Consider the following 18,618-nt stretch of genomic DNA (forward strand, 5'->3'; position numbering starts at 1 on the left):
TTGTCACCTATAGCCATGGGAACCGAACGATGAAAGCCTTCCTGATCGACCGTTACGGCAAGCATCAAGGACGCCTTGCCGAGGTACCGGACCCGGAACCGGGCATCCACGACGTACTGGTCAAGGTACATGCCAGCAGCGTCAACCTGCTGGATTCGAAGATCAGCAAGGGTGAATTCAAACTGATCCTGCCGTACAGATTCCCGCTGATCATGGGCAACGACGTGGCTGGTGTCGTTGTTCGCGTAGGGTCAGGCGTGCGCACCTTCAAACCCGGTGACGAGGTCTACGCGCGCCCGCCCGACGCGCGAATCGGTGGCTTTGCCGAGCTGATCGCGATTGAGGAAAGTGCCCTCGCACTGAAACCCAACAACACCAGCATGGAACAAGCCGCCGCCCTGCCCCTGGTGGCACTGACCGCCTGGCAGGTGCTGGTTGAAACAGCCCGCGTGAAGAAGGGGCAAAAAGTCTTTATCCAGGCGGGCTCCGGTGGTGTCGGCAGCATTGCCATCCAGCTGGCAAAACACCTGGGGGCTTTCGTTGCCACCACGACCAGCACCGCCAACGTGGAGTGGGTCAAGGCGTTGGGAGCGGACGTGGTCATCGACTACACGCAGCAAAACGTCGAAAACCTGTTGCGTGACTACGACGTCGTCCTGAACAGCCTCGGCCCCGCCGAACTGGAAAAATCCCTGCGCATTCTCAAGCCGGGTGGGCAGCTCATCTCCATCTCGGGACCACCGACCGCCGAGTTCGCACGCGAGCAAAAGCTGTCCTGGGGACTCGGTTGGATCATGCGCCTGTTAAGCAGCGGCATACGCAGAAAAGCCCGCAGGCAGGGCGTCGACTATGGGTTCGTGTTCATGCGCGCGAGCGGTGCGCAGTTGCAGAAAATCACCGCGCTCGTCGAGTCCGGCGCCATCACACCGGTGATCGACCGAACCTTCCCTCTCGAGGCAACGGCTGAGGCCTTGAGCTACGTCGAACGGGGCAGAGCCAAGGGCAAGGTGGTGATCAAGGTCCTATGACTAAGCCCACCCAACGCTCAAGCTGATGGCGATGCAGACTTTTCCCGCGTTGGGGGGCGAAGCGCCCCCAATGAAGGACGAATGGGGTGTACCCGATATTGCGCAGTGGCTGGTTTTGGGGCTGCCGAGCAGCCCAGCGCGGGACAAGCCCGCTCACCACATCCACAGTGGATCCCATGGGCATCCACAAGCGCATTTCAAATCAGATCCAACCGAGCCAGCTCCAATAAGTCGCCGCAAACACCAACATCAACCCATACCCGAACAACGTCACCAGGATCCCCACCTTGGCAAACTGCCGCGCCGTAAACGTCCCGGTCCCCAGGCACACCATGTTCTGCGGCGCATTGATCGGCAGGATAAACCCGTAGCTCATCACAAACCCCAACAGCATGGTCATGCCCAAGCGGTTGAACTCCCCCGGCAAGGTCTGCAGCACCGCAATCAATATCGGCAACAACGCCGAAGTCAGTGCCGTGGCGCTGGCAAAGCCCAGGTGGATCACAATCAGAAACGCCCCCAGGATCGCAAACACCCCCAGCGGCCCGACCTGATCCAGGCCGGTGTGCGTCACCACCTGGGACCCCAGCCATTGCCCGGCCTGGGTGGTCAGCAATGCGGTACCGAGGCTGATGCCCACGCCAAACACGATCACCGTGCCCCACGGAATGCGCGATTGCACATCTTTCCAAGTCATCACCCCGATGCCCGGCAGCAGCAGGAACACCAACCCGGCGTAGGTGGTCGAGGTGGTGTCGAACGGGTGCAGGCGCCCTTCCGTGGCCCATGCCAACAGCAGCAGCACCGACACCGTCAGCAAACGTTTCTGCGGGCCGGTCATCGGGCCGATGTCCACCAGGGACTGGGCCACGGCCTCCTTGCCACCGGGGATGCTGTCGGTTTCCGGCGGCAGCAGCTTGATCACCAGGAACAGCAACACCGCCGACATGATCACCGCCCACGGCGCACCGGCGATCAGCCAGTCGATCCACGACACGCGCTGGCCGAGCATCTTGTCCATAAAGCCCACGGTCAGCAGGTTTTGCGCGGCGGCCGTCTGGATGCCGACGTTCCAGATGCTGGTGCCCTGGGCCACCACGATCATCAGGCCGGCGGCGATGTTGGAGCGCTTGTCCACGCCAAACGCGGCGACCACGCCCATCATGATCGGCACCACACAGGCACTGCGCGCCGTGGCGCTGGGGACGACGAGGCTGAGCAGGATGGTCACCGCAATCGCCCCGAGCAGAATGCCGCGGGTGCTGGTGCCGACGCGGGTCAGGGTCACCAGGGCGATACGCCGGTCCAGGCCGGTGTGGGTCATGGCCGCCGCAATGAACAACGCGCCCGCCACCAGGGCCAGTGCCGGGTTGGAAAAGCCGGTAAGCGCCATGCTGATGGCCGGGCTGGAGCCGATCAGGTGCGTGGGGTCTTGCAGCGACGGCGCGGTGCCGAGCAAAAACGCCATGAGCGAGGTGATCATGATCGCGCTGGCTTCATAGGACACCGCCTCGGTGATCCACACCACCACGGCAAACGCGAGGATCGCCAGCATGCGCTGCCCGGCCACCGGCAGGTCGGCGGGCAGCGGCAACAGCAGCACGCCGACCATCACCAGTACGCCGATCACCAGGCCCAGGGGCAACTTGAAAGAGGCTGCGGTTGTTGCGGGGGCGTTCATGGCGGGCTCCGTCGGGCTCTGAATCAGGGAGGCAGCATGGGGCAAAGCGCCGCAACAGGTGTTGACGGGTATCAACCCGAGGTCAATAACTGGCTCAACACCGCCCGCAACTTGCCGGGCTTGAGCGGTTTGTTCAGCAACGGCGCGTCCAGCCGGCGCAGCGCGCGGCGGCACTGGTCGGTGCGGTCGGCGGTGATGATCACGGCGGGGATGTTCTGCGCGAAATGCTCGCGCAGGTGCTTGACCACCGCGCAGCCCACCACGCCATGGTCGAGGTGGTAGTCGGCCAGGATCAGCTCCGGCGCCCTGCCCTGCAACGCCAGCAACGCCCCGGCCTGGTCGGTGGCGGTAATTACCTCGCAGCCCCACTGCGCCAGCAGCGCACGCATGCTGTCGAGGATGCTCACCTCGTTGTCGATCACCAGCAGGCGCCTTCCCGGCAGCGGGTTGCCCGTGGTCGGTAGCACCGGCAGCTGGCTGATCGCCAGGGGCATCTCTTCGCTGATAGGCACCTCGATACTGAACATCGAGCCGCGCCCCGGCCACGAACGGACTGCCACCGGGTAGCCGAGGATCTCGGCGATGCGCTCGACAATCGCCAGGCCCAGCCCTACGCCTTTGCGGTCCGAGGCACGGCCGACGTCGAGCTGGTTGAATTCAAGGAAGATCGCGTCGAGGCGGTCGGCCGCGATGCCGCGCCCGGTGTCCCACACTTCCAGGCGCAGGCGATCGCCACGTCGGCGCGCGCCGAGCAGGATGCAGCCCTCGTCGGTGTAGCGACAGGCGTTGCTGAGGAAGTTGCGCAGGATCCGCGTCACCAGGCGCAGGTCGGTGCGAATCGCGTAATGTCCGGTACGCGCGCGCAGGTTCAGCCCGGCCGCCAGCGCCACCGACTGGAACTCCGAGACCAGCGGCGCAAACAGCTCATCCAGGCGATACAGCGCCACATCGGGCTTGACCGCCGCCTGGTCGAGCCGCGAAATATCCAGCAGGTCGGTGAGCAAATCCTCGGCGCCTTCCAGGGCCTGGTGCGTACGTTCCACCAGCACCTGTTCGACGCTGGGCAGGTTGCGCTCGCGCAGGGTGGAGATCAGCAGTCGCGCGGCGTTGAGTGGCTGCAACAGGTCATGGCTGGCGGCGGCGAGGTATTTGTCCTTGCTGCGGTTGGCGGCCTCGGCGGCATCGCGGGCGTCACGCAGCTCCTGCTCGACCTGCTCGCGCTGGGCGATCTGCTGTTGCAGGTTGCGGTTGGCTTCCAGCAGTTCATCGGTGCGCGCCGCCACGCGCTGCTCCAATTCATCGTTGAGACGGATATAGCGGTTGCGCTCGGCCTCCAGTTCGTCGAGACGCGCGGTGAGTTCCGGGTAGTGGCTCTTGCGCGCCGAGTGATTGCCCAGGCCCAACAGACCGGCGAGGGCCTGTTGCTGGTCGTCAGAGCGCTTCGCCATACACCACCTCGACATCACGCTGGCTGGACTCGCGCGGGTTGGTGAGGATGCACGGGTCGTGCATCGCATGCTGGGACAGGAACGGAATGTCCGCCACGCGCACGCCATGCAGGCCGAGGGTTTCATGGAAGCCGATGGCGTGCTTCAGCGCAATCAGATGCTCCACCAGCCGCCCGCGAATCTGCCGATGGTTGAGCCCCCGGCAGTCAATGCCAAAGGTCTCGGCAATCACCTTGAAGCGCTCCGGCGCCGAGTTGTAGTTGAACGCCACCACGTGTTCCACCAGGACCGCGTTGCACAAGCCATGGGGCAGGTCGAGAAACCCGCCGAGGCTGTGGGACATGGCATGCACCGCGCCAAGGATCGCATTGGAGAACGCCAACCCTGCCTGCATGCTGCCGAGCATGATCTTCTCGCGCAGGGCAATATCGCCGGGGTTGGCGATCATCTGCACCAGGTTGCCGTTGATCAGGCGCATGGCCTCCAGCGCATGGGGGTCGGTCAGCGGGCCGTGGCCGGTGGACACGAATGCCTCGATCGCATGCACCAGCGCGTCGATGCCGGTACAGGCGGACAGGAACGGGTCCATGCTCGCCGTGGTTTCCGGGTCGATCAGCGACACATCCGGCACCACCGCCTTGCTGACGATGGAGAACTTCATGCGTTCCTGCTGGTTGGAAATGATCACGAACTGCGAGACATCCGCCGAGGTGCCGGCGGTGGTGGGGATCAGGATCAGCGGCGGGCTCGGCACACGGATGGTGTCCACGCCTTCGAACTCGAGGATGCAGCGCCCATGGGCGACCACAATGCCGATGGCCTTGCCGCAGTCCATGGGGCTGCCGCCGCCGATGGCCACGATCACGTCGCAATGGTTTTCCCGGTACACCTCGGCACCGAGCATCACTTCCTCGACGCGCGGGTTGGGCGACACGGCGCTGTACAGGCAGTAGTCGATGCCGATGGCCTGCAGGCTGGCTTCCACATCGGCGACCCATCCGGCGGCGATCACACCGGGGTCGCTGACCACCAGGACCTTGCGCGCACCAAAGGTCTTGGCGTAGTTACCGACGTTGTGCCGACAGCCGGCACCGAAGATGATTTCAGGCGAGACGAATTTACGCAGGAGGCTCAGATTGGGGCTCATTGGAAAGCCTGTTGTTATTATTTTTGGGAGATGCGCTCCACACTAACCCATTCCCAGGCGTTTGCAATCAGACCAAAGGGTCATTCCCAATAGGACACCGGCCAGCGCGAGGCTGGCCGGAGATGGATCAGCGGCTGGCGAAGTACATGGTCACTTCGAAGCCGATACGCAGGTCGGTGAAGGCGGGTTTGGTCCACATGGGGAGAGTCCTCTTGTTGTGCCGGAAGATTCCGGTAAAGGCATTAATGCATGGGGGGATGGGGGTGCGAATGCTACTTTCGAAGTAAATGCCGCACTGCATTAGTCGCGAATGTACAGGGAGCAAAATGTGGGAGGGGGCTTGCTCCCGATGGCGGTGTGTCAGCCAGCATTTATGCCTCTGACCCACCGCCATCGGGAGCAAGCCCCCTCCCACAGGGGACCGCATTGCAATCAGAGGGTTAGAAGAAACCCAATGGATTGATGTCGTAGCTCACCAGCAAATTCTTGGTCTGCTGGTAGTGATCGAGCATCATCTTGTGGTTCTCACGCCCCACGCCCGACTTCTTGTAGCCGCCAAACGCCGCATGCGCCGGGTACAGGTGATAACAGTTGGTCCACACGCGACCGGCCTTGATCGCCCGGCCCATGCGGTAGGCGCGGTTGATGTCGCGGGTCCACAGCCCGGCGCCGAGGCCGAATTCGCTGTCGTTGGCAATCGCCAGGGCTTCGGCTTCGTCCTTGAAGGTGGTGATACCCACCACCGGGCCGAAGATTTCCTCCTGGAACACGCGCATCTTGTTGTGGCCCTTGAGCAGGGTCGGCTGGATGTAGTAACCGCTGGACAGGTCGCCCTCCAGGCGCTCGGCCGCGCCGCCGGTGAGCAGCTCGGCGCCCTCTTCCTGGGCGATCTTGAGGTAGGAGAGGATCTTGTCGTATTGCTGCTCGGACGCCTGGGCGCCGACCATGGTCTCGGTGTCCAGCGGGTTGCCGCGCTTGATCTTGACGATCTTCTTCATCACCACTTTCATGAAGTCGTCGTAGATCGACGCCTGCACCAGCGCCCGCGACGGGCAGGTGCACACTTCGCCCTGGTTGAAGAACGCCAGCACCAGGCCTTCGGCGGCTTTTTCGATGAACTGCGGCTCAGCCTGCATGATGTCTTCGAAGAAGATGTTCGGCGACTTGCCGCCCAGTTCCACGGTGGAGGGAATGAGGTTCTCGGCGGCCGCATGCATGATGTGCGCACCGATGGGGGTCGAGCCGGTGAACGCGATCTTGGCAATGCGCTTGCTGGTGGCCAGCGCCTCCCCGGCTTCGCGGCCAAAGCCCTGGACGATATTCAGCACGCCCGGTGGCAGCAGGTCATTGATCAACTCGGCAAACACCATGATCGACAGCGGCGTCTGTTCGGCCGGCTTGAGCACGATGCAGTTGCCGGCGGCCAGGGCCGGGGCGAGTTTCCAGGCGGCCATCAGCAACGGGAAGTTCCACGGAATGATCTGCCCGACCACGCCCAATGGCTCATGGAAGTGATAGGCCGCGGTGTGTTCGTTGATCTCGGCGGCGCCGCCTTCCTGGGCGCGAATGCAGCCGGCGAAGTAACGGAAGTGGTCAGCGGCCAGGGGCACGTCGGCGTTGAGGGTTTCGCGCACGGCCTTGCCGTTGTCCCAGCTTTCGGTCACGGCCAGCACTTCGAGGTGCTGCTCGATACGGTCGGCGATTTTCAGCAGCACCAGGGAGCGATCCTGGGGCGAGGTCTTGCCCCAGGCGTCGGCGGCGGCATGGGCAGCGTCAAGGGCCTTGTCGATATCGGCGGCGTTGGAGCGCGGGAATTCGGCGATCGCTTCACCGGTCACCGGCGAGGTGTTGGTGAAGTACTCACCACTGAGCGGGGCGACGAACTCGCCGCCGATGTAATTGCCGTAGCGCTGCTTGAAGCTGACGATGGCGCCAGGGGTGCCAGGTTGTGCGTAGATCATGTTAAAGCCTCTGTCTGGGTCCGGGCCTGTCGGTCAACAGGCGATGACCCGATAGTAAAGAGCCCCCGCTGGCGGGCGAATGCGCCGTTGGCAGGGGGGCACTTGTCATTTGGTCGTAGTTTCAGTGCCTGGCGACCAGCTCTTTGGGCAGCTTGAAGGTCCAGAGCATGCCGCCCTGGTTGAAGTCCTTGATGCGCTTGGCCACTTCACCGCCCCACAACGGCACGGCGCCGCCCCAGCCGGAGAGCACCGAGACGTACTGTTCGCCGTCCATTTCCCAGGTCACAGGCGAGCCGAGCACGCCGGAGCCGGTCTGGAATTCCCAGACCTTCTCGCCGGTCTTGGCGTTGAACGCCTGCAGGAAGCCTTCCGGCGTGCCGGTGAACACCAGGTTGCCCTTGGTGGTCAGCACCCCGCCCCACAGCGGCGCAAAGTTCTTGTGGCGCCAGACTTCCTTGCCGGTCTTCGGGTCGATGGCGCGCAGTACGCCGATGTAGTCTTCGTTCAGCGGCTTGATGGTGAAGCCGGCGCCAAGGAACGCCGCGCCCTTCTTGTAGGCGATGCCTTCGTTCCAGATGTCCATGCCCCACTCGTTGGACGGCACATAGAACAGCCCGGTGTCGCGGTTATAGGCCATCGGCATCCAGTTCTTCGCACCGAGGAACGCCGGCGCGACAAACACCGAGGTGCCCTTGGTTTCGCTGCCCGGCGCGCCTGGGCGGCTGGCTTCGTTGTAGATCGGTCGACCGTCCTTATCCAGGCCGCTGGCCCAGGTGATCTTGTCGACAAACGGGAAGCCGCGGATGAACTTGCCGTTGGTGCGGTCGAGCACGTAGAAGAAGCCGTTGCGGTCGGCGGTGGCCGCCGCTTTGATTTCCTTGCCGCCTTCGGTGTAGTTGAAGGAGATCAGCTCGTTGACGCCGTCATAGTCCCAGCCGTCGTGGGGCGTGCTCTGGAAGTGCCACTTGATGGTGCCGTCGTCCGGGTTCAGCGCCAGGCGCGAGGACGAGTAGAGGTTGTCGCCGGGGCGCAGGTGCGAGTTCCACGGCGCCGGGTTGCCGGTGCCGAACAGCAGCAGGTTGGTTTCCGGGTCGTAGTAGCCGCCCAGCCACGGTGCGGCGCCGCCGGTTTTCCACAGGTCGCCCGGCCAGGTCTTGCCCGCCTCGCCGCCGGAGATGCCGTTTTCCACGGCTTTGCCGTCCTTGTAGACATAACCCATATGGCCTTCGACCGTCGGGCGGCTCCACAGCAGCTCGCCGTTTTTCGGGTCATAGGCCTGGATCTTGCCGACCACGCCGAATTCGCCACCGGCCACGCCGGTGATCAGCTTGCCGTTGACCACCAGGGGCGCGGCGCTGATCGAGTAGCCTTCCTTGTGGTCGGCGACCTGCTTGCTCCACACCACTTTGCCGGTGTCTTTGTTCAGCGCCACCAGCTTGGCGTCGAGGGTGCCGAAGAACACCAGGTCGCCGTACAGCGCCACGCCACGGTTGATCACGTCACAGCACGGGCGGATGTCATCGGGCAGACGCGCATCGTACTGCCAGAGCTTCTTGCCGGTGCGCGCATCCACCGCGAACACCCGCGAGTAGGAACCGGTGAGGTACATCACCCCGTCCTTGATCATCGGCTGCGCCTGTTGCCCACGCTGCTTCTCGCCGCCAAAGGAAAACGCCCAGACCGGGCGCAGGTCCTTGACGTTGTCGACGTTCAGGGTATCGAGGGGGCTGTAGCGCTGGCCCTGCACGCCCAGGCCGTTGGTGACGATCTGCCCGGGGTTTTTCGGGTCCTGGAGGATGTCCTCATCGCTGACCGAGGCCATGGCCTGGCCGGATAACAGGATGGCACCGAGCAACACACTCAAGGCGAAGGGTTGGCGACGTGCGGGTTGGGTCATGACGGCTACCTCTGCGGTTTTTTGTTATACCCGGGAAATTTTCCCGGTCTGGTGCAGATTCTTGGGCGCAGGGGCCGTTGTCACAATTGACCGCAGTATCGAGTTTGCTAGTTCCTTAGTAGCGGGTCAGCGCGGCGAATCCACGCGTTGCATCTGTTCGCGCTCGTACCGCGGGTACAGGTGGCTGACGCTGCGGATCAATTCATAGCGGCTCAGGCTGATCGCGGCGAAGCGTGCGGGGATGGGGCTGCGGATCATCTCGGCCATGTCACTGCCCTGGGCCGCGCCGTCACGCAAAAGTTGATCGAGCCAGGTCAGGTAGTCACGCATCTGTATAAAGGGTTGCGCGTCGCTGGCCACCGGGCCATGGCCGGGCACGATCAGGGTCCAGGGCAAGGCTTGCAGGGTGCCGAGGTCCGCCAGCCACACCGCCAGCCCCGGGCTGTTGGGGGTGGTGAGGGCACGCTGGTAAAACACCAGGTCGCCGGCAAACAGCACGCCGGTGCCCTGGTCGAAGATCGCCAGGTCGGCGCCGGTGTGACCGCTGAGCGCGAGCAGGCGCAGGTCATGGCGGCCGACGCTCAGCACACCGGGCTCCAGCACCTGGGTGGGCAACACCACCTCGGTGCCGCGCATCCAGTCGCCGACCATGCGGTAGAGGTTTTCCGCCATGCCGTCGCCCTGCTCGTGCAGCAGCCGCGTGGTCTCGGCCAGGGCGCCGATGGGCACGTCCTTGAAGGCCTGGTTGCCCAGCGCATGGTCGGGGTGATGATGGGTAATCAGTACCTGGATCACCGGCTTGGGGGTAACACGGGCGATGGCCTCGCGCATGGCTTCGCCGTAGCGCCGCGACGGTCCGGTATCGATCACCACCACACCGGCCTCGGTGACGATGAAGGCGGTGTTGACGATATTGCCGCCGTTGGCCTTGGCAAAATTGTCGGTGCTGCCTTCGAGCAGCCAGGTGTCGTCGGCGATCAGCCGGGGCGCAAGGGCGTAGTCGAGGTCCGCCAGGGCGGGCAGGCTCAGGCCCAGGCATAACAATAGAATCCAGCGCATGCCGCGCTCCTTCTGGTCAGGGGATGGCCGCGTCGAACTCATTGCCGCTGTTGTCGCGCAGCACCAGGCGGGTGGGCCCCGGCGCGTCGATGTCGAAGGCCAGGTTGGGGTTCTCGCTGACCGCCGGGAACAGCTCAAGATCAGCCAGCACCTGGCCGTCCTGGCCGCGCAGTTGCGCATGGTTGATAAAAAACTCGGGGATGCCGCTGACCATGCCGTTGTCCATCGGGTGCGCCACCTGCACACGTACGCGGCTGAACTCGCCACGCGGGTAACGGCCGCCGAGCACTTCGCCGATGTGCTCTTCCCAGCCCGGCTGGGTGCGTACCACGCTGGGCGCGGTGCAGCCGCCACCGGCCGCGTCGATCAGGGTCGAGCCCACATGCCACAGGCCGTCATCGGTGAGCACCGCCGCCCGCAACGGCGTGGCCTGCTCGATACGAATCCGCAGCGACAGCCACGGCAGCACCCCGGCCTTGGGCTGGAAGTCGACGATTTTCGGCAACGGGTTGAGTTCGGCCCAGGCGAGGATCTTCACCACATGGCCGCTGAAGGCGCGGGCGTCGATTTCCAGGGGCACCTGGCGCGCATCTTCGGCGAACGGCGGCGCGAGCAGCTTGACTCGGTCGTCGAACACGAACGGCGCCTGCGCCAGGAACTGCTTGTGATAGAAGTCCCACATCACCGACGGCACCGGGTCGACCTCCACGGCGTGCGCCGCCAGCGGCAGCCAGCAGGCCAGGATGCAGCTCAGTCGCCAGTTCATCGCCTGCTCCTATTGATACATCTCGGGGACTTCGTACTGCAGGCCGTAACGGGCATAGATGGCTTGCACCGCGCCGTCGCGGATCAGGCCTTCCAGCGCCTCTTCCACCGCGTAGGCCAACTGGCGATTGCTCTCGTGCACCGCCATGCCGATCTCCCAGCGTTGCTTGCCCATGTTCGGGTAGGCGTTTTCGGCGAGGGCCAGTTGCGGGTCATGGGCCTCGTGCACCTGCCAATCGACTTCGCCGCGCATCGCCATCACCGCATCGACCTCACCGGCTTTCATCGCCGCAAAGGCCTGGGGGACGTCGGGGTAGTGATGGGTCCTGGCGGCGAGCATGCCGTTGAACACCGAGGTGAGGTAGAACGACGGCACACTGTCGACCTCGACGCCAATCGGGTGCTGCTCGAACACCGCCACGCTGGCAACCGTGTCCAGGCGCCGACGGTCATAAGCCACCTGCCATTGTTCGTTCTGGTACGGCCCGAACATCACCACATGGCCGTTTTCCAGTTCGCCCTGGTCGTTGCGCTTTTGTGCGTAATCGCGGTCGTAGGGCGCGCGCATCATCAGGTCGGCCAGTTGCTGGTTGTGCAACGGGCTGCCGCGCCAGATGTAGTCGCGCAGGTCGTCGTCGAGCTTCTCGCCGGCCGGCGCCCAGATCAACGTGAGCCGTACCCCCAGCGCCGTGGCCAGGGCCTGGGCCAGTTCCACGTCGACCCCGCGCGCGGTGGCGCCGTCCTTGAAGCTGTAGGGGGCAAAATCCTTGTACACCGCCACGTTGATTTCGCCGGCGGCGATCATCTGGTCATAGCTGCGCACCTGCGCCTGTGCCGGCTGGCAACACAGCAGGGCCAGGCCAAGCACATAAGCGAACAGGCGCATGGCTTACTCCTCGACGTGCACGCTGTCCAGGTAGGTGCGCACGGCCCACAAGGCTTCCTGGCTCAGGTAGTCGGCCATTTTCGGCATGTACACGCGGCCGTCACGCACCGCGCCATGGCGCACGCGCTCGACGAACCACTCATCACCGGCTTCGCCCACATCGAGCATGCGCAGGTCGGGGGCGATGCCGCCGGACTTGGCTTCCAGGCCGTGGCAGGCGGCGCAGTTCTGGTTATAGGCGGACGAGCCGATTTCCACGGCCCGGTCGTGTTCAGGCGAGGTGCGGTACGGATTGACCGCCGCCCAGCCGTCTTCGTTGACCGGCACGCCGGCGTCCTTGATCGAGGTCAGGCCCTTGGTTTCCACCGCTTGCGGGACCACGTTGCCATGGGCCCAGGCGGAGCCCCCGGCGATCACACCGACCAACAGCCCGGCGACGAGCAAGGCATTGTGTTTTGTTGTCATTATTTTTGCCCTCAGGATTGCACGCAAAACCTCATTGCAGAGGCTATGGCAACCATCTTAGAAACCCCGGGGCATGGGCCGTATGCTGCTTTGGTGGCCGCCCTCTCCTCCCTTGGTAGTAGGGCTTGTGGGGCACGCCTAAAACAGCGGCGCCTCGGGAAGTCTTCCCGGCCACAGCGGGAGTTTTTCCGTATCCGCCCGGCGCCCCGGCGTTCCACCCTGTGCAGGCCAAAACCTCCACTGGGAACTGCAACCATGACAATAAGATCGCTACCCGCCCGCTCACCTTTAAGCCTTGCCGTGCAAGCCTTTTTGCTGGTGGGCAGCCTGTCCCTCAGTGCGGCAACGTTTGCCGCCGCCGAACCCGCCAAGCCGACGCACAATGTCACCTGGGAAGACATCGCCAACGACCACCTGACCACCCAGGACGTGCTGCAATACGGCATGGGCACCAACGCCCAGCGCTGGAGCCCGCTGGCCCAGGTCAACGACAAGAACGTGTTCAAGCTCACCCCAGCCTGGTCCTATTCGTTCGGCGATGAGAAGCAACGCGGCCAGGAATCCCAGGCCATCGTCAGCGACGGCGTGGTCTACGTCACCGGCTCCTATTCCCGGGTGTTCGCCCTCGACGCCAAGACCGGCAAGCGCCTGTGGACCTACAACCACCGCCTGCCCGACAACATTCGCCCATGCTGCGACGTGGTCAACCGCGGTGCGGCGATCTTCGGCGACAAGATCTACTTCGGCACCCTCGACGCACGCCTGATCGCCCTCGACAAGCACACCGGCAAAGTGGTGTGGAACAAGAAGTTCGGCGATCACGCCGCGGGCTACACCATGACCGGCGCCCCGGTGCTGATCAAAGACAAGGTCAGCGGCAAAGTGCTGCTGATCCACGGCAGCTCCGGCGATGAATTCGGCGTGGTCGGCCAGCTGTTTGCCCGCGACCCGGACACCGGGGAAGAAGTGTGGATGCGCCCGTTCGTGGAAGGCCATATGGGCCGCCTCAACGGCAAGGACAGCACCACCACCGGCGACGTCAAGGCGCCTTCGTGGCCGGATGACCCGACCACCGCAACCGGCAAGGTCGAGGCCTGGAGCCACGGCGGCGGCGCTCCTTGGCAGAGCGCGAGCTTCGATGCCGAGACCAACACGATCATCGTCGGTGCCGGCAACCCCGGCCCGTGGAACACCTGGGCGCGCACCGCCAAGGACGGCAACCCCCACGACTTCGACAGCCTCTACACCTCCGGCCAGGTCGGCGTCGACCCGAGCACCGGCGAAGTGAAGTGGTTCTACCAGCACACCCCGAACGATGCCTGGGACTTCTCCGGCAACAACGAGCTGGTGCTGTTCGACTACAAGGACAAGGACGGCAAGGTGGTCAAGGCCACCGGCCACGCCGACCGCAACGGCTTTTTCTATGTGGTGGACCGCAACAACGGCAAGCTGCAGAACGCCTTCCCGTTCGTGGACAACATCACCTGGGCCAGCCATATCGACCTGAAGACCGGGCGTCCGGTGGAGAACGAAGGCCAGCGTCCGGCCAAACCCTTGCCGGGTGAAACCAAAGGCAAACCGGTGGAAGTCTCGCCGCCGTTCCTGGGGGGCAAGAACTGGAACCCCATGGCCTACAGCCAGGACACCGGCCTGTTCTACATCCCGGGCAACCAGTGGAAAGAGGAATACTGGACCGAAGAGGTCAACTACAAGAAAGGCTCGGCGTACCTGGGCATGGGTTTTCGCATCAAGCGCATGTATGACGACCACGTCGGCACCCTGCGCGCAATGAACCCGACCACCGGCAAGGTGGTGTGGGAGCACAAGGAAGCCTTGCCGCTGTGGGCCGGCGTGCTGGCGACCAAGGGCAACCTGGTGTTTACCGGTACCGGCGACGGTTTCTTCAAGGCCTTCGACGCGAAAACCGGCAAGGAGCTGTGGAAGTTCCAGACCGGCAGCGGCATCGTCTCGCCGCCGATCACCTGGGAGCAGGATGGCGAGCAGTATGTCGGCGTCACCGTCGGCTACGGCGGCGCGGTACCGTTGTGGGGCGGCGACATGGCCGAGCTGACCAAGCCGGTGGCACAAGGCGGGTCGTTCTGGGTGTTCAAGATCCCGAGCTGGGATCAGAAGACCGCGCAAAAATAACCCCCGCGAGAATGCCGGGCCGCTTTTTGCAGCAGGCGGCTTCTTCCCTTGTGGTGAGCGGGCTTGCCCCGCGCAGGGCTGCGAAGCGGCCCCGGCATTCCTCCAGCACCTCCGTGCGCTCAGGGTTTACGACTGCTGCGCAGCCGAGCGCGGGGCAAGCCCGCTCACCACAACAAGCCCGCTCACCACAGGATCCCCAGAGGTCGTACGATGAACTACCTGCCCTTGTTACTCCTGCTCTGCCTGCCCGTGGCCCACGCCGACGACGGCGACGATGCGCCGCTGATCATCAACGGCTGCACCATCGCCGCACACAGCCAATGCCCCGGCGCCAACCTCAAGGGCGCCAACCTGCGCAACCAGGACTTGAGCAAGATGAACCTGGCCGGCGCCGACCTGCGCGAGGCGGATCTGCGCCATGCCAACCTCGACCTGGCCAACCTGGAAAAAGCCCGACTGCAAGGCGCCAACCTGACCCGCGCCAGCCTGCAACAGGCCAACCTGCGCCTGGCCGACTTCAGAGGCGCCACGCTGATGGCGATCCAGGGTTGGGGCCTGTTCGCCCAAGGTGCGCAGTTCGAAAACGCCAACCTCAGCGCGGCCTACCTGCAATTTGCGCGGTTGTCCGGGGCAAAAATGCACAAGGCCAACCTGCGTGCGGCCGACCTGGAAATGACCTGGTTGAGCAAGGCCGACCTGCAAGGGGCCGACCTCAGCGATGCCAACCTGCAGGAAGCCAAGTTCGGCGAGAGCAACCTGGAACAGGCCACCCTCACCGGCAGCCGCCAGCACTACGCGAACTTCCAGGATGCCAATATGGAAGGCTGCATCGACTGCCCCACCACCTGGGATCGCTAGCCCCCCGCGCATACGCTGTTATCCAACCACCCGCACCACGCCCATGTCGATCCCCAGGTGCACCAGTTCGGCATGGGAACTCACCTGCAATTTGCTCTTGAGCAAGGTCAGGTGATTGGACACGGTCTTGCTGCTGATATTCAGCTGGTCGGCAATCGCTCGGGTCGGCGTGCCCCTGGCCAGCATCAGGAAGATTTCCAGCTCGCGCGGGGTCATGCCCTGCAAACGTTGATCACCGGGCGTATAGGCCAGTTCAGTGGCCAGGGCCTGTTCGATGTAGGCGTGACCGTCGAGGATGCGCCGCACCGCTTCGATCAACACCTCGGGTGCCGAGGTTTTGGTCAGGTAGCCCGAGGCGCCCGCCTCCAGGGCCTGGCGCACCAGGGGCAACTCGTCGTGCATGCTGAAAAACAGCACGCGCAGGTGCGGCAGGCGCTGGCGCAGGCGCCGGGTGGTTTCCAGGCCGCTGATGCCCGGCAGGCCGAAGTCCATGATCACCAGGTGCGGCAGCGCTTCCTGGACCCGGCTCAACGCCTCTTCGCCACTGGCCGCCTCGCGCACTTCAACGGCCGGCAGCAGCGCACGCAACAGGCTGGCATAGCCTTGGCGTACCACCGCGTGGTCATCCACCAACAGAATATTCATGAGGCCTCCAACGGCATGTTCAACGCCAACGCCCAGCCGGCGCCGGGCTGGCTGATGATCTTCAATTCGCCGCCCAGGCAACGGGCGCGTTCGGCCATTGAATACAGGCCCACGCCGGGCCGCTGGGGCGTGTCTGCACCGCGACCGTTATCACGCACCCACAGGCGCAGGCGCGAACCGCGATGTTGCAGGCGCACGTGCACCTGGCTGGCGTCGGCATGCCGCAGGATGTTGGTCAGGGCTTCCTGGAGCAGGCGGTACAGATGAGTCTTGCTGGCGCCGGGCAACAGCGGCAGGTCGGTGCTGACCTGCAGGTGGCAGGGAATGCCATGGCTGGCCTGCCACTGGGTGACCAGCAGCGCAAACGCCTCGGCCATCGGCATGTGTTGCAGGGCCACCGGATAAAGGTCGTGGACCAGTGCCCGGAAGCCTTGCTGCAAGTGCTCGCAGTGATCCTCGAGTTGCGCCACCGTGGGCGCCAGCAGGTGCGGCTGGTCGGTGGCCAGGCGCAACAGGCAGGCCTGGGCGCGAATGCCGGCCAGGTATTGGCCGAGGTCATCGTGCAGGGTCTGGGCCAGGTGGGTGCGCTCCTGCTCCTGCACCGCCAGCAGGGTCTGGGTAAGCCGGGTGTTATCGGTGCGCGCCTGCTCCAGGGCGTCGGTCATGCGGTTGAAGTGCAGCGCCAGTTGGCGTGCTTCCGGCGCGCCTTGGCTGCGCAGGCGCACATTGAGCTGGCCGGCGCACACCTGTTGCAGTGCGCGCAGCAATTCATCCAGCACGCCCATGCCCCGGCGCACCGCCCAGCGGATGGTCAACAGGCTCAGGGCCAGAGCCAGTGCGCACAGGCCCAGCAGTTGTTGCAGGGAGTCCCAGACCTCGTCGATTTCATCCCGTGGGTCGACAGCGATGGACACACGCCGGCCGTCCGGCAAGTCCAGCACCTGGGCACTGCGCCGCGCCTCGGCAAACAACAGGCGCCCGAGCCAGGCGTCCAGCCCGTCCGCGTCCGGCGCTTGCACGGTGTCGCCGCTCGCCAGCCAGTGCACACGCACATGGCGCAAACTCGCGGTGAGGTGGGGTTGCAGGCTGGCCGGATCGCGCGCGGCGGTTTCGCTCAGGTAGTGCACCACCGCTTCGGCCGATTGCAGCTCGCGCTCCACATCGGCCAGGGCCTGGTGCAGCAACAGCGCGGTGCAGGCGCAGGCCACCAGGATGAAGAAGCCGCACACCCATAGGTTGATGCGCCACAAGGCCGACAAGACGCGCATGCTGGTGTCACTCCTGTGGATAGAGCCCGTGGTGCTCCATGCTAAAACCCCACGGCGCGCCCGGGGCTACTACCTTGGTACTGCCCCAGCGCTACTTTCTGCATATTTGCAGCGACGTTCAGGGTTCCTATGCTGGCGCTACCTGTCATGGAGTGCCCTATGCGCCAGCTCGCCCCCTACGCCGTGATCTGCCTGCTGGCGATCGCCTGGGCCGCCACCGGCCAGGCCGCCGAAGCGCCCTTGCAGGTGCAGATCGGCTACCTGGGTTATCGGCCCGATCCGGGGCCGCTGCTGTCGAATGTGATTGCCGAGCCCGCCGATGCCGGGCGGCGTGGCGCTGAACTGGCGATCATCGACAGCAACAGCACCGGCGCCTTTCTCAACCAGCGCTACAGCCTGACCAGCGCCACGGTGGACACTCCGGACGCGCTGCTCGCCGCCGCCCAGGCCCAGCATGCCCAGGGCCTGCGCCTGTTCGTGATCAACGCACCCGCCGCCAGCCTGCGCCAACTCAGCGCAGCCCTGCCGGACAGCCTGCTGTTCAATGCCGGCAGCCCGGATGACCGCCTGCGCAGCAGCGACTGCCTGGGCAACGTGCTGCATACCCTGCCCAGCCGCGCGATGCTCGCCGATGCCCTGGCGCAGTTCCTGGTCGTGCGCAAATGGCAGAAAGCGCTGCTGATCGTCGGCCCCACCGAGGATGACCAGGCCTACGCCGCCGCCCTGCGGCGCGCCGCCAAACGCTTCGGCGTGCAGCTGGTGGCGGAAAAGGCCTGGCGTTTCGATAACGACCAACGCCGCAGCGCCCAGGCGGATATGCCGCTGTTCACCCAGACCGCCGAATACGACGTGGTGCTGGTGGCCGACGAGCGCGGCGACTTCGGCGAGTACGTGCCCTACCAGACCTGGTACCCGCGCCCCGTCGCCGGCACCCAGGGCCTGACGCCCACCGGCTGGCACAAAACCGTCGAGACCTACGGCGCCGCCCAATTGCAGAAACGCTTCGAGGCCCTGGCCGGGCGCTGGATGAACGACCGCGACTTCGCCGCCTGGATGGCCGTGCGCAGCGTCGCCAGTGCAGTGAGCAAGTTGCGCCAGGTCGAGCCCATGGCGATCCGCCAACTGGACATCAGCGAGCAACTGCCCCTGGACGGGTTCAAGGGCCGCAAGCTCAGTTACCGCCCCTGGAACGGCCAACTGCGCCAGCCGATTCCCATCGTGCAGCCCCGCGCGCTGGTCAGCACCTCGCCCCAGGACGGTTTCCTGCACCCCACCAACGAAATGGACAGCCTGGGCTATGACAAACCCGAGGTGACCTGCCGCTTCCCTTGATCACCTACCCACCATAATAAGGAATCCGCC

The 18,618-nt window shown here is 64.7% G+C and carries 16 protein-coding genes; 4 read left to right on the forward strand and 12 right to left on the reverse strand.

The annotated features are described in order from the left end of the window. Window positions 1-29: 29 nt before the first annotated feature. Complete coding sequence (locus tag BLQ09_RS00240; protein ID WP_092354635.1) at window positions 30-1,028, forward strand: NADP-dependent oxidoreductase; 999 nt, start codon at window positions 30-32, stop codon at window positions 1,026-1,028. Between the two features lie 202 nt (window positions 1,029-1,230). On the opposite strand, the gene BLQ09_RS00245 is transcribed toward BLQ09_RS00240, so the two are convergent. From BLQ09_RS00245 to pedF, 10 genes are all read right to left on the reverse strand, one after another. Further along, window positions 1,231-2,709 carry a DASS family sodium-coupled anion symporter gene (locus BLQ09_RS00245; protein WP_092354638.1) on the reverse strand — a complete coding sequence of 493 codons (1,479 nt, stop codon included), beginning with the start codon at window positions 2,707-2,709 and terminating at the stop codon, window positions 1,231-1,233. Between the two features lie 71 nt (window positions 2,710-2,780). Continuing rightward, window positions 2,781-4,157 carry an ATP-binding response regulator gene (locus tag BLQ09_RS00250; RefSeq protein WP_027606212.1) on the reverse strand — a complete coding sequence of 459 codons (1,377 nt, stop codon included), beginning with the start codon at window positions 4,155-4,157 and terminating at the stop codon, window positions 2,781-2,783. Then, entirely contained in the window at window positions 4,141-5,304 is a 1,164-nt protein-coding gene (gene ercA, locus BLQ09_RS00255) for an alcohol dehydrogenase-like regulatory protein ErcA (protein WP_027606211.1), read from the reverse strand. The genes BLQ09_RS00250 and ercA overlap by 17 nt, the downstream gene beginning before the upstream one ends. Window positions 5,305-5,431: 127 nt before the next feature. After that, window positions 5,432-5,503, reverse strand: a complete 72-nt coding sequence (pqqA, locus tag BLQ09_RS00260; RefSeq protein WP_010209364.1) for a pyrroloquinoline quinone precursor peptide PqqA — start codon at window positions 5,501-5,503, stop codon at window positions 5,432-5,434. Between the two features lie 241 nt (window positions 5,504-5,744). After that, window positions 5,745-7,265 (reverse strand): acetaldehyde dehydrogenase ExaC, encoded by a 1,521-nt coding sequence (locus BLQ09_RS00265; RefSeq protein ID WP_065940177.1) that lies wholly within the window; start codon window positions 7,263-7,265, stop codon window positions 5,745-5,747. A gap of 121 nt (window positions 7,266-7,386) precedes the next feature. Next, the gene (locus BLQ09_RS00270) at window positions 7,387-9,162 is read right to left on the reverse strand and encodes a PQQ-dependent methanol/ethanol family dehydrogenase (RefSeq protein WP_092354641.1); all 1,776 of its coding nucleotides are present in this window, start codon (window positions 9,160-9,162) and stop codon (window positions 7,387-7,389) included. 126 nt (window positions 9,163-9,288) lie between these two features. Then, a complete protein-coding gene (locus tag BLQ09_RS00275) occupies window positions 9,289-10,221 on the reverse strand; it encodes a quinoprotein relay system zinc metallohydrolase 1 (RefSeq protein WP_092354644.1) in 933 nt (310 codons plus the stop codon). A gap of 16 nt (window positions 10,222-10,237) precedes the next feature. Then, a complete protein-coding gene (locus tag BLQ09_RS00280) occupies window positions 10,238-10,987 on the reverse strand; it encodes a quinoprotein dehydrogenase-associated SoxYZ-like carrier (protein WP_092354647.1) in 750 nt (249 codons plus the stop codon). Window positions 10,988-10,996: 9 nt separating this feature from the next. Then, window positions 10,997-11,872, reverse strand: coding sequence for a substrate-binding periplasmic protein (locus tag BLQ09_RS00285; protein WP_027606206.1), 876 nt, complete (start codon window positions 11,870-11,872; stop codon window positions 10,997-10,999). Window positions 11,873-11,875: 3 nt separating this feature from the next. Continuing rightward, window positions 11,876-12,337 carry a cytochrome c-550 PedF gene (gene pedF / locus BLQ09_RS00290; RefSeq protein WP_027606205.1) on the reverse strand — a complete coding sequence of 154 codons (462 nt, stop codon included), beginning with the start codon at window positions 12,335-12,337 and terminating at the stop codon, window positions 11,876-11,878. 255 nt (window positions 12,338-12,592) lie between these two features. Between pedF and exaA the strand changes: the two genes are divergently transcribed. Then, window positions 12,593-14,485, forward strand: a complete 1,893-nt coding sequence (exaA, locus tag BLQ09_RS00295) for a quinoprotein ethanol dehydrogenase (protein WP_092354650.1) — start codon at window positions 12,593-12,595, stop codon at window positions 14,483-14,485. 210 nt (window positions 14,486-14,695) lie between these two features. Further along, the gene (locus tag BLQ09_RS00300) at window positions 14,696-15,343 is read left to right on the forward strand and encodes a pentapeptide repeat-containing protein (RefSeq protein WP_027606203.1); all 648 of its coding nucleotides are present in this window, start codon (window positions 14,696-14,698) and stop codon (window positions 15,341-15,343) included. 18 nt (window positions 15,344-15,361) lie between these two features. On the opposite strand, the gene BLQ09_RS00305 is transcribed toward BLQ09_RS00300, so the two are convergent. Both BLQ09_RS00305 and BLQ09_RS00310 read right to left on the reverse strand, forming a co-directional pair. Beyond that, complete coding sequence (locus tag BLQ09_RS00305; RefSeq protein ID WP_065948415.1) at window positions 15,362-15,988, reverse strand: response regulator transcription factor; 627 nt, start codon at window positions 15,986-15,988, stop codon at window positions 15,362-15,364. Then, a complete protein-coding gene (locus BLQ09_RS00310; protein WP_027606201.1) occupies window positions 15,985-17,247 on the reverse strand; it encodes a sensor histidine kinase in 1,263 nt (420 codons plus the stop codon). Before BLQ09_RS00310 ends, BLQ09_RS00305 begins: the two co-directional genes overlap by 4 nt. Window positions 17,248-17,415: 168 nt before the next feature. Between BLQ09_RS00310 and BLQ09_RS00315 the strand changes: the two genes are divergently transcribed. After that, entirely contained in the window at window positions 17,416-18,588 is a 1,173-nt protein-coding gene (locus BLQ09_RS00315; protein ID WP_027606200.1) for an ABC transporter substrate-binding protein, read from the forward strand. The last annotated feature ends 30 nt before the right edge of the window (window positions 18,589-18,618 follow it).

Origin of the sequence: Pseudomonas sp. NFACC25 (assembly GCF_900100935.1) — a bacterium.
GTDB lineage: Bacteria > Pseudomonadota > Gammaproteobacteria > Pseudomonadales > Pseudomonadaceae > Aquipseudomonas > Aquipseudomonas marginalis.

What these genes read in the sequence shown, in the direction of transcription:
- BLQ09_RS00240 (WP_092354635.1), top strand. Translation starts at nt 30, where the DNA reads ATGAAAGCCTTCCTGATCGACCGTTACGGCAAGCATCAAGGACGCCTT.
- BLQ09_RS00245 (WP_092354638.1), bottom strand. Translation starts at nt 2,709, where the DNA reads ATGAACGCCCCCGCAACAACCGCAGCCTCTTTCAAGTTGCCCCTGGGC.
- BLQ09_RS00250 (WP_027606212.1), bottom strand. Translation starts at nt 4,157, where the DNA reads ATGGCGAAGCGCTCTGACGACCAGCAACAGGCCCTCGCCGGTCTGTTG.
- ercA (WP_027606211.1), bottom strand. Translation starts at nt 5,304, where the DNA reads ATGAGCCCCAATCTGAGCCTCCTGCGTAAATTCGTCTCGCCTGAAATC.
- BLQ09_RS00265 (WP_065940177.1), bottom strand. Translation starts at nt 7,265, where the DNA reads ATGATCTACGCACAACCTGGCACCCCTGGCGCCATCGTCAGCTTCAAG.
- BLQ09_RS00270 (WP_092354641.1), bottom strand. Translation starts at nt 9,162, where the DNA reads ATGACCCAACCCGCACGTCGCCAACCCTTCGCCTTGAGTGTGTTGCTC.
- BLQ09_RS00275 (WP_092354644.1), bottom strand. Translation starts at nt 10,221, where the DNA reads ATGCGCTGGATTCTATTGTTATGCCTGGGCCTGAGCCTGCCCGCCCTG.
- BLQ09_RS00280 (WP_092354647.1), bottom strand. Translation starts at nt 10,987, where the DNA reads ATGAACTGGCGACTGAGCTGCATCCTGGCCTGCTGGCTGCCGCTGGCG.
- BLQ09_RS00285 (WP_027606206.1), bottom strand. Translation starts at nt 11,872, where the DNA reads ATGCGCCTGTTCGCTTATGTGCTTGGCCTGGCCCTGCTGTGTTGCCAG.
- pedF (WP_027606205.1), bottom strand. Translation starts at nt 12,337, where the DNA reads ATGACAACAAAACACAATGCCTTGCTCGTCGCCGGGCTGTTGGTCGGT.
- exaA (WP_092354650.1), top strand. Translation starts at nt 12,593, where the DNA reads ATGACAATAAGATCGCTACCCGCCCGCTCACCTTTAAGCCTTGCCGTG.
- BLQ09_RS00300 (WP_027606203.1), top strand. Translation starts at nt 14,696, where the DNA reads ATGAACTACCTGCCCTTGTTACTCCTGCTCTGCCTGCCCGTGGCCCAC.
- BLQ09_RS00305 (WP_065948415.1), bottom strand. Translation starts at nt 15,988, where the DNA reads ATGAATATTCTGTTGGTGGATGACCACGCGGTGGTACGCCAAGGCTAT.
- BLQ09_RS00315 (WP_027606200.1), top strand. Translation starts at nt 17,416, where the DNA reads ATGCGCCAGCTCGCCCCCTACGCCGTGATCTGCCTGCTGGCGATCGCC.